The sequence below is a fragment of the Paraburkholderia sp. HC6.4b genome, from assembly GCF_014200875.1.
In the GTDB taxonomy this organism is placed as follows: domain Bacteria; phylum Pseudomonadota; class Gammaproteobacteria; order Burkholderiales; family Burkholderiaceae; genus Paraburkholderia; species Paraburkholderia tuberum.
The window spans coordinates 114901-130709 of the sequence record NZ_JACHDC010000015.1 but is presented as its reverse complement, the minus strand read 5'-3'; the positions used below and the strand labels follow the sequence as shown (position 1 = coordinate 130709).

Annotated in this window: 15 protein-coding genes; 7 read left to right on the top strand and 8 right to left on the bottom strand. The window is 64.4% G+C overall.

Features of this window, described 5'->3' with window-relative positions; translation table 11 throughout:
• Positions 1-51: 51 nt before the first annotated feature.
• The gene (locus tag HDG34_RS22720; protein WP_184055543.1) at positions 52-954 is read right to left on the bottom strand and encodes an NAD kinase; all 903 of its coding nucleotides are present in this window, start codon (positions 952-954) and stop codon (positions 52-54) included.
• A 210-nt stretch (positions 955-1164) separates the two neighbouring features.
• Between HDG34_RS22720 and hrcA the strand changes: the two genes are divergently transcribed.
• From hrcA to HDG34_RS22705, 3 genes are all read left to right on the top strand, one after another.
• On the top strand, positions 1165-2184 hold the full coding sequence (gene hrcA / locus HDG34_RS22715; RefSeq protein ID WP_184062291.1) for a heat-inducible transcriptional repressor HrcA: 1020 nt from the start codon (positions 1165-1167) through the stop codon (positions 2182-2184).
• Positions 2185-2365: 181 nt separating this feature from the next.
• A complete protein-coding gene (hemH, locus tag HDG34_RS22710) occupies positions 2366-3436 on the top strand; it encodes a ferrochelatase (protein WP_090803115.1) in 1071 nt (356 codons plus the stop codon).
• 8 nt (positions 3437-3444) lie between these two features.
• On the top strand, positions 3445-3852 hold the full coding sequence (locus HDG34_RS22705) for an RNA-binding S4 domain-containing protein (RefSeq protein ID WP_018419480.1): 408 nt from the start codon (positions 3445-3447) through the stop codon (positions 3850-3852).
• Here the strand turns inward: HDG34_RS22705 and HDG34_RS22700 are convergent.
• Positions 3824-3985, bottom strand: coding sequence for a hypothetical protein (locus HDG34_RS22700; protein WP_167368620.1), 162 nt, complete (start codon positions 3983-3985; stop codon positions 3824-3826). The two genes, HDG34_RS22705 and HDG34_RS22700, sit on opposite strands and share 29 nt — an antisense overlap.
• Before the next feature lie 365 nt (positions 3986-4350).
• Here HDG34_RS22700 and grpE point away from each other — a divergent pair, with 365 nt between their 5' ends.
• From grpE to pabB, 4 genes are all read left to right on the top strand, one after another.
• The gene (gene grpE, locus HDG34_RS22695; RefSeq protein ID WP_184062290.1) at positions 4351-4938 is read left to right on the top strand and encodes a nucleotide exchange factor GrpE; all 588 of its coding nucleotides are present in this window, start codon (positions 4351-4353) and stop codon (positions 4936-4938) included.
• 332 nt (positions 4939-5270) lie between these two features.
• Positions 5271-7220: a molecular chaperone DnaK gene (dnaK, locus tag HDG34_RS22690; protein WP_018419483.1), complete on the top strand. Its 1950-nt coding sequence runs from the start codon at positions 5271-5273 to the stop codon at positions 7218-7220.
• Positions 7221-7489: 269 nt separating this feature from the next.
• Positions 7490-8629: a molecular chaperone DnaJ gene (dnaJ, locus tag HDG34_RS22685; protein WP_018419484.1), complete on the top strand. Its 1140-nt coding sequence runs from the start codon at positions 7490-7492 to the stop codon at positions 8627-8629.
• An 18-nt stretch (positions 8630-8647) separates the two neighbouring features.
• Positions 8648-10534, top strand: coding sequence for an aminodeoxychorismate synthase component I (pabB, locus tag HDG34_RS22680; protein WP_184062289.1), 1887 nt, complete (start codon positions 8648-8650; stop codon positions 10532-10534).
• A gap of 48 nt (positions 10535-10582) precedes the next feature.
• Here the strand turns inward: pabB and panB are convergent, their stop codons facing one another.
• From panB to hda, 6 genes are read right to left on the bottom strand one after another with little or no spacing between them, the layout of a single operon-like run.
• Positions 10583-11398 (bottom strand): 3-methyl-2-oxobutanoate hydroxymethyltransferase, encoded by an 816-nt coding sequence (panB, locus tag HDG34_RS22675; RefSeq protein WP_184034424.1) that lies wholly within the window; start codon positions 11396-11398, stop codon positions 10583-10585.
• 37 nt (positions 11399-11435) lie between these two features.
• Positions 11436-12116, bottom strand: a complete 681-nt coding sequence (locus HDG34_RS22670; protein WP_090803123.1) for a deoxynucleoside kinase — start codon at positions 12114-12116, stop codon at positions 11436-11438.
• On the bottom strand, positions 12113-12655 hold the full coding sequence (gene folK, locus HDG34_RS22665; RefSeq protein ID WP_184062288.1) for a 2-amino-4-hydroxy-6-hydroxymethyldihydropteridine diphosphokinase: 543 nt from the start codon (positions 12653-12655) through the stop codon (positions 12113-12115). The genes HDG34_RS22670 and folK overlap by 4 nt, the downstream gene beginning before the upstream one ends.
• A gap of 51 nt (positions 12656-12706) precedes the next feature.
• Positions 12707-14338 carry a polynucleotide adenylyltransferase PcnB gene (gene pcnB, locus HDG34_RS22660; protein WP_184062287.1) on the bottom strand — a complete coding sequence of 544 codons (1632 nt, stop codon included), beginning with the start codon at positions 14336-14338 and terminating at the stop codon, positions 12707-12709.
• Positions 14335-15021 carry an HAD family phosphatase gene (locus tag HDG34_RS22655; protein WP_090803128.1) on the bottom strand — a complete coding sequence of 229 codons (687 nt, stop codon included), beginning with the start codon at positions 15019-15021 and terminating at the stop codon, positions 14335-14337. Before HDG34_RS22655 ends, pcnB begins: the two co-directional genes overlap by 4 nt.
• Entirely contained in the window at positions 15014-15766 is a 753-nt protein-coding gene (gene hda / locus HDG34_RS22650) for a DnaA regulatory inactivator Hda (protein WP_090803130.1), read from the bottom strand. Before hda ends, HDG34_RS22655 begins: the two co-directional genes overlap by 8 nt.
• Positions 15767-15809: the final 43 nt, after the last annotated feature.

Genomic DNA, 15809 nt, shown 5'->3' with positions numbered 1-15809 from the left:
AGCTTGGGATTCGGGTGGCGGCCGCGGCGGCGTGCGAAATCAAAGTGCCGCTTACGGCCTCGGGTCTTCTTCGTGCGACGGGTACTCGTGCCAGTGCAGCTTCTTGCGTAGCGTCGCATAGTAGCTGTAGCCGACCGGATGCAGCATCGGCACCGTGTGGCGCGAACGGCGCACCTCGATCGTGTCACCGAGCTCCAGCGACGTGAACGACTGCATGTCGAAATTGACGTTCACCTCGCGCCCGGAAACGATCTGGATGCTGACCTTCGATTCGTCCGGCAGCACGATCGGCCGGTTCGACAGCGCGTGCGGCGCGATCGGCACGAGCACGATGCCCTGTAGTTGCGGATGCAGGATCGGCCCCTGCGAGGACAGCGCGTACGCGGTCGAGCCGGTCGGCGTCGCGACGATCAGGCCGTCCGAGCGCTGGTTGTACATGAAGCGGCCGTCGACCGACACGCGCAACTCCGCCATGCCCGAGAAGCCGCTGCGGTTGACCACCACGTCGTTGAACGCGAGCGCGTGGTAGATCGGCGTGCCGTCGCGCACGATGCGCGCTTCGAGCAGCACGCGCTCCTCGCGCTCGAAATTGCCGGACAGCATCTGCGGCACGATCTCGCGCATGTCGGAGATCGGAATGTCCGTGATGAAGCCGAGCCGCCCGTGGTTGATGCCGATCAAGGGCGTGCGATACGGCGCGAGCTGGCGGCCGATGCCGAGCATCGTGCCGTCGCCGCCGAGCACCACGGCGACGTCGGCGCGCGCGCCGATCTCGGCGAGACGCAGCGCCGGATAGTCGGTCACGCCGATTTCGGCGGCGGTGTCGGCTTCGAACACGACTTCCAGGCCGAGCTTCGCGATGCAGGCGGCGAGCGCGGTCAGCGGCTCGCCGATGCCTGGCGTATTGCTGCGCCCGACGAGCGCGACGGTCTTGAACTGGCTGGTCACTTGCATGCCGGCATTACACCATAGGTAGGGCCTGAAAAGAACCGCAGACCAACCCGGTTGTGGGGCGGCGCACGCAGGGCGTCTGCGTACGTCGCGATTATCGTTAGAATGGTGAAGACCCGATGACATGCGAGCCCGCCGACGGCGGTGCATTCGCCGGGAGCGGGCGCCGCGGGCGCTCTCGGCTGCGATGCCATTGAGCTAAAATTTTTCGTCATGCTAGATCCTCGCGCACAAACCCTCCTCAAAACGCTGATTGAGCGCTACATCGCCGAAGGTCAGCCGGTCGGCTCGCGCACGCTGTCACGTTATTCGGGCCTCGAACTGAGTCCGGCCACGATCCGCAACGTGATGTCGGACCTCGAGGATCTGGGGCTCGTGATCAGTCCGCATACGTCGGCAGGGCGCATTCCGACGCCACGCGGCTACCGCCTGTTCGTCGACACGATGCTGACCGTCGAATCCGCCGCCGACGAGGAGGCGGTGACGCGCACCGTCAAGACCACGCTGCAGGTGGGCGAGCCGCAGAAGATTGTCGCCGCGGCGGCGAGCGTGCTGTCAAATCTGTCGCAGTTCGCCGGCGTCGTGCTCACGCCGCGTCGCAGCCACGTGTTCAAGCAGATCGAATTCATGCGCCTGTCCGACCAGCGCATTCTGCTGATCATCGTGACGCCCGAAGGCGACGTGCAAAACCGCATTCTCGCCACCCAGCGCGACTTTTCGCCTTCGCAGCTGGTGGAAGCCTCCAATTACATCAACGCGCACTTCGCGGGCCTCTCGTTCGACGAGGTGCGCCGCCGCCTGCGCGAGGAAATCGACGAGCTGCGTGGCGACATGACCTCGCTGATGCACGCGGCCGTCACCGCCAGCACCGACGAATCCGACACCGGCGAGACCGTGTTGATCTCGGGCGAGCGCAATCTGCTCGAAGTCGCCGATCTTTCGTCGGACATGGCGCGCCTGCGCAAGCTGTTCGATGTGTTCGACCAGAAGACCAGCCTCCTTCAGTTGCTCGACGTGTCGAGTCACGCGGCGGGCGTGCAAATATTCATTGGCGGCGAATCGAATCTGGTACCGATCGAGGAAATGAGCGTCGTCACCGCGCCGTACGAGGTGAACGGCAAGATCGTCGGCACGCTCGGTGTGATCGGACCGACCCGCATGGCCTACAGCCGCGTGATTCCGATCGTGGACATAACCGCGCGGCTGTTGTCCATGACGCTCAGCCAGCAGTAGTCCTCGGGCTCCGCGGAACTGTCGTCATCGCAGTCCGTGGCGACCATGATGCGCGAACGCGCGGTGTCTGCCAATCGTCCGAATGGCCAGGGGTCTCTGGCGGCGCCGGGCAGAACCCGCGCCGCTATAATGAATCTCCATTGAATCGACTCGCCGCAAAATGCGGTGATTTCTGCTACCTATGCGCTTCGACCTCGAGCGGCCTTCACAGAACGCCACGTCGCATCGCGTCGCCGTGTTGCTGATCAATCTCGGCACGCCCGACGCGCCGACGCCGCGCGCGGTGCGCCGCTACCTCGCGCAGTTCCTGTCCGATCCTCGCGTGGTCGAAATTCCGGCGCTGCTGTGGCAGCTCATTCTGCGTCTGCTGATTCTGCCGTTGCGCGGCCGCAGCTCTGCGAAGAAGTATGCGGCGGTGTGGATGCCCGAGGGCTCACCGCTGCGCGTCCACACCGAAAAGCAGGTCGAGGGCCTGCGCCATCTGCTGCAACTGAACGACTACACGGTGCTGGTCGACTACGCGATGCGCTACGGCACGCCCGGCATTCCGGCAATGCTGAACCAGCTGAAGCTCGCGGGCGCCGAGCGCGTGTTGCTGATGCCGATGTATCCGCAGTATTCGGCGTCGACCACCGCGACCGCGTTCGACGAAGCCTTTTCCGCGCTCAAGCGCATGCGCAACCAGCCGGAAGTCCGCACCGTGCGCCAGTACGCCGATCACCCGGCGTACATCGCGGCGCTCGCCGCACAGGTGCACCACTACTGGCATCTGCACGGCCGCCCCGATTTCGCGGCGGGCGACAAGCTCGTGCTCAGTTTCCACGGCGTGCCCAAGCGCACGCTCGACCTCGGCGACCCGTACCACGAGCAATGCCAGCAGACCGGCGCGCTGCTGATGCAGGCGCTCGATTTGACGTCGGTCGAATGCCGCATCACGTTCCAGTCGCGCTTCGGCAATGCCGAATGGCTGCAGCCCTACACGGCGCCGACGTTGAAGGAGCTCGGCGCGGCAGGCGTGCGGCGTGCTGACGTGTTTTGCCCGGGTTTCACCGCCGACTGCCTCGAAACGATCGAGGAAATCGGCATGGAAGTGCGCGGCGAATTTCTGCAGGCGGGTGGCAAGGAGTTTCACCGGATCGCCTGTCTGAACGCGTCGCAGCCGTGGGTTGCCGCGCTTGGCGAAATCGTTGCGCAGCATCTGCAGGGCTGGCCCGTGCAGGCGGTGCCGGTGCCGCACACGACAGGAGCTTGAATACGCAGATGAACTACCGCATTTCAACCGAACCGGGCGCGAAACTGCGCATCGACAAATGGCTGTGGGCCGCGCGCTTCTTCAAGACGCGTTCGCTGGCCGCGGAGGCGGTCGACAAGGGGCGGGTGCGTATCGGCGGCGTCGCCGTGAAGCCGGCGAAGGACGTGCGTGTCGGCGATCTGGTCGAAATCGAGATCGAGCGCTACGTGTGGCAGGTGGAGGTGCTGGGCGTATGCGACGTACGCGGTCCGGCGAGCGTCGCGCAGACGCTTTATGTGGAAACCGCGCAGAGCAAGGCGAAGCGGCAGGTCGAGCAGGAACGGCGCAAGGTCTACCACGAGCCGGCCGCCGCGCTGCACGGCCGACCGACCAAACGCGACCGGCGCACTATCGACAGATTTTCAGGTGGGGATTGAGAAACTGCTCCACGGTGGCGTGTGCGCCGCCGTACTCGGTGGTGTGGTCGTTGACCGCACCGGACATGCAGATGGTCGTGGTGCCCGCGATCAGTACCAGTGCGACCACGCCGATTGCAAAGGTCAGTTTCACGGTACTCCCCTTGATGGGCTGAAACAGGCTATCGGAACGACTGTCAGGTGTCGGTAACGCTTACGTCAGATTAGGGTTAACGTGGCGTTGCTGCTCCATGACTGGAGAATAGGTCAGTTGCGGGCTGCACTCAATCTCTATCTGATTGCGCCACGGTGAGGCTTGTTACGGCGCATTTCGCCTGCACGTCGGTGGTGCGAAAAAACCCTCGACCCGCTTGAAACGGCTTTTTCAGGCCCCATCTGGGGTCCGGTCTGGCGGATCGGCGCGAAGACGCGTGTCGCGATTTTGCAAAGCATGAATCGTACTGTGTCGGAACGGCTTGCACCGCCTTTGGCTTTTACTTTTTAACGACTTTCAGCGACATGGAAAACACGCAAGAGAACCCGACGAGCCAGAATCCCACGCCCGCCGACGAAGCCGCGCGCCAGGCCGCCGAGGCGGCTGGGGCCGCTGCTCAACAGCCGGACACCGGCGCCCCCGCGGAACCGGCCCAGGGTGCCGCCGAGCAGGCGCTGGCCGACGCTCAGGCGAAGATCGCCGAGTTGCAGGAAAGCTTCCTGCGCGCGAAGGCCGAAACCGAAAACGTGCGCCGTCGCGCTCAGGAAGACGTCGCCAAGGCGCACAAGTTTGCGATCGAGAGCTTCGCCGAGCATCTGCTGCCGGTGGTCGACAGTCTCGAGGCGGCCGTCGCCCATTCGTCCGACGACTTGCAGAAGGTCCGCGAAGGCGTCGAGCTCACGCTGCGGCAGTTGAACGGCGCGCTCGAGAAGGGGCGCGTCATGGCGATCAATCCGGTCGGCGAAAAGTTCGATCCGCATCGCCATCAGGCCATTTCGATGGTGCCGGCCGACCAGGAGCCGAACACCGTCGTCGCGGTGCTGCAAAAGGGCTTTGTGATCGCGGATCGCGTACTGCGTCCCGCGCTCGTGACCGTCGCGGCGCCGAAGTAATCACGTCGACACTCGCTCCGGGCGTTTGCGCCGGTGGCGTCTGCTGCGTCGCTTCGCCTCGCTACGTGCCGCAAAGATCCCATCGATTCAGGCACTTCCGGCGAACCACGCCGGGAGCGCCGCGCAGACTGACGGAGCGGGCTCGCAGCGAAGATTCAGGCGCCTCGCCCCGTGATTGAAAAAAATTAAAGACCGCATCGCAAAAGAGGTCTTGAAAACGATGTGGCCGCACTTATTTTGAGTGCAGGTATGAATTGAGAGCGGATCGTCCCGCCGCCAAATGGGTCAACCGGGCGCTTTCCGCAGCGATCAAAGTCAGGAGATTTGTAAAAATGGGCAAAATCATCGGTATCGACCTCGGCACGACCAACTCGTGCGTGGCGATCATGGAAGGCAACTCGGTCAAGGTCATCGAGAACTCGGAAGGCGCGCGCACCACGCCGTCGATCATCGCTTACATGGATGACAGCGAGATCCTGGTCGGCGCGCCGGCCAAGCGTCAGTCGGTCACGAACCCGAAGAACACGCTGTTCGCGGTCAAGCGCCTGATCGGCCGCCGCTTCGAAGAGAAGGAAGTGCAGAAGGACATCGGCCTGATGCCCTACAAGATCATCAAGGCCGACAACGGTGACGCGTGGGTCGAAGTGCGCGACCAGAAGCTCGCGCCGCCGCAAATCTCCGCCGAAGTCCTGCGCAAGATGAAGAAGACCGCTGAGGACTACCTTGGCGAGACCGTCACGGAAGCCGTGATCACGGTGCCGGCGTACTTCAACGACAGCCAGCGTCAGGCAACCAAGGACGCCGGCCGCATCGCCGGTCTGGAAGTCAAGCGGATCATCAACGAACCGACCGCCGCGGCTCTCGCGTTCGGTCTGGACAAAGCCGAAAAGGGCGATCGCAAGATTGCGGTGTACGACCTGGGCGGCGGTACGTTCGACGTGTCGATCATCGAAATCGCGGACGTCGACGGTGAAATGCAGTTCGAAGTGCTATCCACGAACGGCGATACGTTCCTCGGCGGCGAAGACTTCGACCAGCGCATCATCGACTACATCATCGGCGAGTTCAAGAAGGAGCAGGGCGTCGATTTGTCGAAAGACGTGCTCGCGCTGCAGCGCCTGAAGGAATCGGCTGAAAAGGCCAAGATCGAGCTGTCGTCGAGCCAGCAGACCGAAATCAACCTGCCGTACATCACGGCGGACGCATCGGGTCCGAAGCACCTGAACCTGAAGATCACGCGCGCCAAGCTGGAAGCGCTGGTCGAAGACCTGATCGAACGCACCATCGAGCCGTGCCGCGTCGCGATCAAGGACGCGGGCGTGAAGGTCGGTGAAGTCGACGACGTGATCCTGGTCGGCGGTATGACCCGTATGCCGAAGGTGCAGGAAAAGGTGAAGGAGTTCTTCGGCAAGGACCCGCGCCGTGACGTGAACCCGGACGAAGCCGTGGCCGTTGGTGCCGCGATTCAGGGCCAGGTTCTGTCGGGCGACCGCAAGGACGTGCTGCTGCTCGACGTGACCCCGTTGTCGCTCGGCATCGAAACGCTCGGCGGCGTGATGACGAAGATGATCAACAAGAACACGACGATCCCGACCAAGCACGCGCAGGTCTACTCGACGGCTGATGACAATCAAGGCGCCGTGACGATCAAGGTGTTCCAGGGCGAACGCGAAATGGCAGCGGGCAACAAGCTGCTCGGCGAGTTCAACCTCGAAGGCATTCCGCCGGCACCGCGCGGCGTGCCGCAGATCGAAGTGAGCTTCGACATCGACGCGAACGGCATTCTGCACGTCGGCGCGAAGGACAAGGCGACCGGCAAGGAGAACCGCATCACGATCAAGGCGAACTCGGGTCTGTCCGAAGCCGAAATCGAGAAGATGGTGAAGGACGCCGAAGCGAACGCGGAAGAAGATCACAAGCTGCGTGAACTGGCCGATGCCCGCAACCAGGGTGACGCCCTCGTCCACAGCACGAAGAAGGCGCTGACCGAGTACGGCGACAAGCTCGAAGCTGGCGAGAAGGACAAGATCGAAGCCGCGTTGAAGGACCTCGAAGACACGCTGAAGAGCAACTCGAGCGACAAAGCCGCGATCGAAGCGAAGATCGAAGCGGTGGCCACGGCCTCGCAGAAGATGGGCGAGAAGATGTACGCCGACATGCAGGCTGCGCAGGGTGCCGAAGCGGCGGCGGGCGCGGCGGGCGGTGCCGGTGCATCGGCGGGTGCGAGCCAGCAGGCCGACGATGTGGTCGACGCTGACTTCAAGGAAGTGAAGAAAGACTAAAGCCAGGTCGGCATCCGACCGTAAAGCCGTGCACAGCAATGTGCGCGGCCCGGCTGCACGAGAACGGCGCCCCCGGGGCGCCCAAAGTGCAAGAGCGGTTTTCGCGCCTGGCGAGCCTTTTTGGGGCTCTCCGGGCACGTTCGTTTTATGGAGGGCGTTGTTTTGAACCGTGCCCTGGCGCGGCGCAGACAGCGACCGGACGAGTCGCGAGACTCCACAGCATTCACAAGGAGCTACCGCGTCGCTTTGCGCGGCGGCGTTGAACCGATATGGCGAAACGGGATTACTACGAGGTTCTGGGCGTCGCAAAGAACGCGAGCGACGACGAAATCAAGAAGGCTTATCGCAAGCTCGCGATGAAGCACCACCCCGACCGCAATCCGGGCCACAAGGATGCGGAAGAGCATTTCAAGGAAGTGAAGGAAGCCTATGAAATGCTGTCGGATTCGCAAAAGCGCGCCGCGTACGATCAGTACGGTCACGCGGGCGTCGATCCGAATATGGGTGGGGCCGGCGCGCAAGGTTTCGGCGGCTTTGCCGATGCATTCGGCGACATCTTCGGCGACATCTTCGGCCAGGCGGCCGGCGGCGGCGCACGCGGAGGCGGCCGCGCGGGCCCGCAGGTGTACCGCGGCGCCGATCTGCGCTACAGCATGGAAATCACGCTCGAGCAGGCCGCGCACGGCTACGACACGCAGATTCGCGTGCCGAGCTGGGTTTCGTGCGAAGTCTGCCATGGCTCGGGCGCGAAGCCGGGCACCAAGCCGGAAACCTGCCCGACCTGTAGCGGCTCGGGTTCGGTGCGCATGTCGCAGGGCTTCTTCAGCATCCAGCAGACTTGCCCGAAGTGCCACGGCACCGGCACCTACATCCCCGAGCCGTGCAATCACTGCCACGGCGCGGGTAAGGTGAAGGAAACCAAGACGCTCGAAGTGAAGATCCCGGCCGGTATCGACGACGGCATGCGCATCCGCTCGGCCGGCAACGGCGAGCCGGGCATCAACGGCGGTCCGTCGGGCGATCTGTATGTCGAGATTCATATCAAGCAGCACTCGGTGTTCGAGCGTGACGGCGACGATCTGCATTGCCAGATGCCGATCCCGTTCACTACCGCGGCGCTCGGCGGCGATATCGAGGTGCCGACGCTCGCCGGTCGCGCCAGCTTCACGGTGCCGGAAGGCACGCAGTCCGGCAAGACGTTCCGTTTGCGCGGCAAGGGCATCAAGGGGCTGCGTTCGAGCATCGCCGGCGATCTGTACGTACACGTGCAGGTTGAAACGCCGGTCAAGCTCACCGAAGCGCAGCGCGATCTGCTCAAGCAGTTCGAAAAGGCGCTCGTGGAAGGCGGTTCGCGGCATAGTCCGCAAAGCAAGAGCTGGTTCGATCGCGTAAAGAGCTTTTTCGATTGATTTGATTCGGCGGTCAGTATGACGGTGGACAGTCGCGGCGCGGCGTTCGCGCTGCTCGACGATTGCGGTGCAACGGCGGCGCTTCCGTCGAGCCGCTTGTACACGGGTTTCGTGCGCGAGAGGGTCTGCACGGAGGCGGCGCAGCTCGAAGCCGTGTGCGAAAGCGTCGCGGCGGATACCCGGAGCGGCTTGCACGCCGTTGTGCTCGCCGATTATGAATTTGGCCGCGCGCTGATGGGTTTCGATGCGCGCCGGTCTTCTGAAACGCAGCGTGGCAATGCCACGCTGCGTTTTTTATTGTTCGAACGTTGTGCGAAGCTTTCGCGCGACGAGGTCGACGCTTGGCTGACGGCGCGGGACAACGGCGCTCTCGAGCCGTCGGTCGCGGGCACCGCGAACGTGCGCGAGAGCGTCGATCGCGCCGAGTTCCACGCGGCGATCGACGCGATTCACGCCGCCCTGCGCGCGGGCGATTCCTATCAGGTCAACTACACGTACCGCCTCGGCTTCGACGTGTTCGGCTCGCCGCTCGCGTTCTATCGGCGGTTGCGCGCGCGCCAGCCCGTGTCGTTCGGCGCGCTGATCGCGTTGCCGGACGATGCGTGGGTGCTGTCGTGTTCGCCCGAACTGTTCGTCGAAAAGCACGGCCCGACGTTGCGCGCGCGGCCGATGAAGGGCACCGCGCCGCGCTCGCAAGATCCTGCCGTCGACCGGGGTAACGCCGAGTTCCTCGCGACCGATCCGAAGAACCGCGCCGAGAACGTCATGATCGTCGATCTGTTGCGCAACGATCTGTCGCGAGTCGCGCAGATAGGCTCGGTCAGCGTGCCGGCGTTGTTTTCGGTCGAGCCGTATGCGTCGGTGTGGCAGATGACGTCGACTGTCGAGGCGACGTTGCTCGACGGCACCTCGTTCGCGACGATCCTGCGCGCGCTGTTTCCCTGCGGCTCGATTACCGGTGCGCCGAAGCATCGCACGATGCAGTTGATCGACGAACTGGAAAGCACGCCGCGCGGGCTCTATACCGGCGCGATCGGCTGGCTCGATGCGCCGGGCGATGATCACGATTGCGGCGACTTTTGCATGTCGGTCGCGATTCGCACGTTGACGTTGACTGCGTCATCGGCGTCAGACGGTGGCACGAACGGTCTGCGCGGCAGCATGGGCATCGGCGCGGGCATCGTGCTCGATAGCGTGGCCGCCGACGAGCACGAGGAGTGTCGATTGAAAGCACGTTTTCTGATGGGCGCCGAGCCGGGTTTCGAACTGTTCGAAACGATGTTCGCGACGCGGGAAGACGGCGTACGGCACGTCGAGCGGCATCTGCGGCGCTTGTCGTCGAGCGCCGCGACGCTTGGCTTCGGGTTCGACGAAGCGCGCATTCGTGGGGAGATTTCAGCGCGGTGCGCCACGCTCCCGGCGCAGATGCCGCATCGAATGCGGCTTGCTTTGAGCAAGAGCGGGGTGACCCAGATCTCGGCCGCGATACTTGCGCCGTTGGCGGATGCGATCGTTGGTGTTCTGCTCGGCCCCGAAGCGCAGTTCGCGCCGACCCACGCCGCCGATCCGCTGCTGCGCCACAAGACTACGCGCCGGGCAGACTACGACCGCGGCTGGCGCGAAGCCGAAGCGAAGGGCGCCTTCGATACGCTGTTTTTCAACGAACGGGGCGAACTGACCGAAGGCGGCAGGTCGAACGTGTTCGTGAAGCTCGCGGGACAATGGTGGACGCCGCCGCTCGCGTCAGGCGTGCTGCCGGGTGTAATGCGAAGCGTGTTGCTCGACGACGCGTCGGGCTTGCGGGCAGGTGAAAAAGTGCTGACGCGGGCGGATGTGCTGAACGCCGAAGCGCTGCTCGTGTGCAACGCGTTGCGCGGCGCGGTGCCGGCACGGCTTGTTGGTTAAAGCACTGAAAAATACGGGAATGCCGCGCGCTCGCGCGGCAATGAAGCATCAGAACGTGTGCTCGGCGCCGGGAAACGTGCCGTCCTTTACCGCCCGCACATACGCCTCGACGGCCGCCTGAATATTCGGCTGTCCCTGCATGAAATCCTTCACGAAGCGCGGTCGCTTGCCAGGAAAAATCCCGAGCATGTCGTGCAGCACCAGCACCTGACCCGAGCAGCCGAGGCCCGCGCCGATACCAATCGTCGGAATGCGCAGCTGCTGCGTGACCTCGCCCGCGAGTTGCGACGGGATCGCTTCCATCACGATCAATTGCGCGCCGGCTTCCTGCACGGCGAGCGAATCGCGCAGCAGCTGGCTTGCGCCCGCTTCGGTCTTGGCCTGCACCTTGAAGCCGCCGAACGCATGCACCGACTGCGGCGTGAGACCCACATGCGCGCACACCGGAATCGAGCGCTCGACCAGAAACCGCACCGTGTCGGCGAGCCATTCGCCGCCTTCGAGCTTGACCATCTGCGCGCCCGCGCGCATCAGTTCGACCGAGCTCCTGAATGCGTCCTCGCGCGTGCCGTAGGTGCCGAACGGCAGGTCCGCGACGATCAGCGCCGACGGCCGCGCGCGCGCGACGCTCGCCGTGTGATACGCGATGTCGGCAAGCGACACCGGCAGCGTGGTCGCCTGGCCTTGCAGGACGTTGCCGAGCGAGTCGCCGATCAGCAGCACGTCGACGCCCGCGCGATCGAGCAGCGCGGCGAAGCTCGCGTCGTAACAGGTGAGCATGGCGATTTTTTCACCAGCGTCGCGCATTGCCTGCAGTTTCGGCACGGTGATCGCGCTCCGGCTCGCTTCCTGCAAATAAGTCATGGTCAATCCAGTGAGAAAAATGAACTAGCCGCGCCGCTTACAGCGACGTGGCTTTGACAAAGAATTCCTTGCGGCCGCGCATCGTCTCGATGCGTTCGGCGAGCAGCGCAAGGTCCGCGTCGGAGTCGAGCGGATTCAGGTGTTCGGCGTTGACCGTCAGCACGGGCGTGCGGTCGTAGTGGTAGAAGAATTCGTTGTACGCGTCGCACAGCGCGCGCAGATAGGCATCGGAAATCTGCAGCTCCATCGGCACCGCGCGCTTCTGGATGCGCGCGAACAGCACCTCTGGGCTCGCCTGCAGATAAACGACGAAGTCCGGCTCCGGCGCGCTGACGTCGAGCCGCACGGCAAGCGCGCGGTACAACTGCCACTCGTCTTCCTGCAAGGTCAGACGCGCGAAGATGTCGTTTCGCTGCGTGATGAAGTCGGCGATCAGCGGCGTGCCGCTCGCCTGCGCGGCGCTGACTTCCTGCGCCTGCTGCGCGCGTTGCAGCGCGAAGTGCAACTGCACCGGTAGCGCATAGCGCGTGGTGTCGCGATAGAAGCGTTCAAGAAACGGATTGTCTTGCGAGCGTTCGAACAGTTCGTGCATCGACCAGCGTTGCGCGAGGCGCCGCGCGAGTGAGGTTTTGCCGACGCCGATCGGCCCTTCGATCGCGATATAGCCGAACGGCGGGCGCAGTTGCGGCGCGGTGACCGTGAGCGGCGGCGAACTCATTCGCAACGGCCTTTTTCGGCGGAATTGCCGGTCAGCGCATTGAGCATCGGGCACTGGCAGGGCGAATTTACTTTCTCGATGCGCTGATCGCTCACGCTGTCGAGCAGCGCGGCGGCCCGGCCATGCAGCGGAATGACGATCGCCGCGTCGATCTCGACGAGCGGCACCAGCGCAAACGCGCGCTCGACGAGGCGTGGGTGCGGCACGATCAGATCGGCTTCGTCGATCGATTGATCGCCATACAGCAGGATGTCGAGATCGAGCGTGCGCGGCGCATTGCGGAACGGCCGCTCACGGCCGAACTGATGCTCGATCTTGTGGCACAGCGCGAGCAGATGCCGCACGGGGAGCGTCGTTTCCAGCTTCACGACGCAGTTGAAAAAGTCGTCGCCGCCCGCGTCGATCGGGGCAGTGCGATACAGGCTCGATTTGGCGAGCACGGTGATGGTGTGCTGTTGTGCGAGGCACACCACCGCGTCTTTCAGGGTCTGGCGCGCGTCCCCGAGATTCGCGCCGAGGCCAAGATAAGCAACCGTCATGGCATATCTTCCTGCAACTATCGTTTTGACGGCTTTTCCGCGAACGCCGCGTCAGTCTTCGTGCGAGCCTTCGAGGCCCGCGTCGTTGTCCGTGCGTTCGGCGGACGAGCCGCCCTCCACTCCGTCACCTGATTTGCGGCTTCTGGCGCCACCGCGCCGCCGTCGTTTTCTTGGGCTCCGGTCCTTCCCGCCTTGCGTGAGCAATGTCTCGCGCGCGGCGACGTCTCCTTCGATGAACTCCGTCCACCATGCACCGACCGACTCGTCGAGTTCGCCCGATGCGCAGCGCAACAGGAGGAAATCATACCCCGCTCTAAATCTTTGGTGTTCGAGCAGCTTCAGCGCGCTGCGCCCCGAGCGTTTTTCGAGGCGCAGCTGCAGGCCCCAGATCTCGCGCATGTCGGCCGAGAAGCGCTTGTGGATCGCGAGCTTTTCGGTCTGCATGTCGAGCACTTCGTCCATCGCGCGATGCAACGCGGGCACCGGATACTCGCCTTCGGCCTCGAACTTCTGCCAGCGCTGCTGCACGTCGTGCCACAACAGCGTCGCGAACAGGAAGCCCGGCGACACCGGCTTGCCGGCGAGCACGCGTGCATCTGTGTTAGAGAGTGCCAGAGAAATGAATTTTTCGCCGGTCGGCTGCTCGAGCACGACGTCGAGCAGCGGCAACAGCCCGTGATGCAGGCCTTCCTGGCGCAGCCACTTCAGGCACGCGAGCGCGTGACCCGACAGCATCAGCTTCAGCATTTCGTCGAACAGACGCGCGGCGGGCACGTTGTTGATCAGATCGGCCATCTTCTCGATCGGCGCGCGCGTGGCGTCGTCGATGTCGAAGTCGAGCTTGGCGGCGAAGCGCACGACGCGCAGCATGCGCACCGGATCCTCGCGATAGCGCGTGGCCGGGTCGCCGATCATGCGCAACAGGCGCGCGCGCATGTCGGCCATGCCGTTGTGGTAGTCCAGCACCGTTTGTGTGGCCGGATCGTAGTACATCGCGTTGATCGTGAAGTCGCGGCGCGTGGCGTCCTCGTGCTGTTCGCCCCACACGTTGTCGCGCAGCACGCGGCCGCTCGCATCGACCGCGTGGGTGCGGCGGTCGAGCTCGTCGCGCTTCAGACGCTTCGGCGGCGGCGCGTCGGCCGCGGGCGGATCGACCAGCGCGCGGAACGTCGAGGTTTCGATGATTTCCTGGCCGAACTGCACGTGCACGATCTGGAAGCGCCGGCCGATGATGCGCGCGCGGCGGAACAGCTTCTGCACCTGTTCGGGAGTCGCGTCGGTCGCGACGTCGAAGTCTTTCGGCTTGACGCCGAGCAGCAGGTCGCGCACCGCGCCGCCGACGATGAACGCACGGAAGCCCGCCTGTTGCAGGCCCTCGGTCACGCGGATCGCATTGCGCGAGATCAGCGTGGGGTCGATGCCGTGCACGTCGTGCGGAATGATGACGGGTACGTCCGGCTCGCGCGGCGCTTGCGCGGCAGCAGCGGCACTTGCGGACTTGCGGCGCGGCCGCGCGGCCGTGCCGGAAGCGGTCGTGCCGGATACGGTCGTGCCGGATACGGACTTGCCGCGCGCCGGCGGCTTGCCATTGGCATTGCCGTCGACGCTGGCGGCGGCGGAGAGCGTGTCGTCAGCGGTCGCCGTGTCCTGGCCGAATAGCTTGCGGATGAGTTTCTTGATCACGAGGGTTGGAAGAGTTCGAGGATGCGCCAGCCTTTGGCTTGCGCATGGGCGCGCAACGTGTCGTCCGGATTGGTCGCGATGGGATCGGTGACTTTTTCGAGCAGCGGGATGTCGTTGTGCGAATCGCTATAGAAATAGCTGTGCTCGAAGTCGCTCCAGCTCTTGCCGAGCGACGCGAGCCACATTTCGGTGCGCACGATCTTGCCTTCCTTGTAGCTCGGCGTGCCGGTGGGGCGACCGGTGTAGGCGCCGTGCGGCTCCCCGCCGACGGTCTCCGCCTCGCACGCGATCAGCGTGTCGACGCCGAACGCCTGCGCGATCGGCCGCGTGATGAACTCGTTGGTCGCGGTGACGACGCAGCACAGGTCGCCCGCTTCACGATGCTGTTTCACGAGTTCGAGCGCCACCGGCTGGATGGCCGGCGAGATGACCTCGTGCATGTACTGCGCGTGAAAGTCAGCGAGCTGCGCGCGTGTGTACTTCGCGAGCGGCGTCAGCATGGCGATCAGATAAGCGTGAATGTCGAGCTTGCCGGCCTTGTAGTCGGCGTAAAAGCGATCGTTTTCACGGGCGAAATTTTCGGCGTCGACCATGCCTTTTTTCACCATGAAGCGGCCCCATTCGTGGTCGCTGTCGGTGGGAATGAGCGTGTGGTCGAGATCGAAGAGTGCAAGGTTAGCCATGGGCGCCTATTTTACTTGAAGCGGGAAGAGCGGCGTGTGAACCCGGTGCGGCGGCGGGGTCGGGCGACGCGAGCATCGTGCGCAACAGCGGCAGCGTGACCGCGCGTTTCTGTTCGAGCGAGAAGCGGTCGAGCGCGTCGAGCAGCGCCATCAGGCTCGGCATGTCGCGGCGAAAGTGCGTGAGCAGGTAGGCGGGCACGTCGTCGGCCAGCATGATGCCGCGCTCGCGCGCCGCGCGTTTCAACACCGCGGCCTTCGCGTCGTCGGGCAACGGCGCAAGGTGAAACACCAGTCCCCAGCCGAGGCGCGTGCGCAAATCTTCGCGCACCGTCATGCCGATCGGCGCCGCGTTGCCCGCGGCGACGAGCGCGCTGGTCGGATGCGCGCGCACTTCGTTGAACAGGTTGAACACGGCGATCTGCTGCGCGGCCGACAGCGCGTCGCAGTCGTCGATTGCATAGAGCGCGACGCGCGGATCGAAGCCGAAGGCGGCGAGGCTGCTTTGCGGCCCGGCGAAGCGCGCATGCCCCGGCGGCGCTTCGTGCACGAGCGCCTGCAGCAGGTGCGTGCGGCCGCTGCCGGCTTCGCCCCAGATGTAGAAGGTGCGATCGGCGACCGGTCCGGAGGCGAGCGCGTCGTCGAGCTCACGCAGGCGCGTGACCAGCTCGGCGTTCGCGCCGGCGAAGAAATTGTCGAATGTCGATGGCGGCGGGGTGCCGAGATCGAGCGTCAGTTGACGAAGCACAGTAGGTTAATGCCGAAAATGAGGCTCAGGCCGCGAGTGGCCC

Coding starts and splice junctions, on each gene's coding strand:
- HDG34_RS22720 (WP_184055543.1), bottom strand. CDS start 954: ATGCAAGTGACCAGCCAGTTCAAGACCGTCGCGCTCGTCGGGCGCAGC.
- hrcA (WP_184062291.1), top strand. CDS start 1,165: ATGCTAGATCCTCGCGCACAAACCCTCCTCAAAACGCTGATTGAGCGC.
- hemH (WP_090803115.1), top strand. CDS start 2,366: ATGCGCTTCGACCTCGAGCGGCCTTCACAGAACGCCACGTCGCATCGC.
- HDG34_RS22705 (WP_018419480.1), top strand. CDS start 3,445: ATGAACTACCGCATTTCAACCGAACCGGGCGCGAAACTGCGCATCGAC.
- grpE (WP_184062290.1), top strand. CDS start 4,351: ATGGAAAACACGCAAGAGAACCCGACGAGCCAGAATCCCACGCCCGCC.
- dnaK (WP_018419483.1), top strand. CDS start 5,271: ATGGGCAAAATCATCGGTATCGACCTCGGCACGACCAACTCGTGCGTG.
- dnaJ (WP_018419484.1), top strand. CDS start 7,490: ATGGCGAAACGGGATTACTACGAGGTTCTGGGCGTCGCAAAGAACGCG.
- pabB (WP_184062289.1), top strand. CDS start 8,648: ATGACGGTGGACAGTCGCGGCGCGGCGTTCGCGCTGCTCGACGATTGC.
- panB (WP_184034424.1), bottom strand. CDS start 11,398: ATGACTTATTTGCAGGAAGCGAGCCGGAGCGCGATCACCGTGCCGAAA.
- HDG34_RS22670 (WP_090803123.1), bottom strand. CDS start 12,116: ATGAGTTCGCCGCCGCTCACGGTCACCGCGCCGCAACTGCGCCCGCCG.
- folK (WP_184062288.1), bottom strand. CDS start 12,655: ATGACGGTTGCTTATCTTGGCCTCGGCGCGAATCTCGGGGACGCGCGC.
- HDG34_RS22655 (WP_090803128.1), bottom strand. CDS start 15,021: ATGGCTAACCTTGCACTCTTCGATCTCGACCACACGCTCATTCCCACC.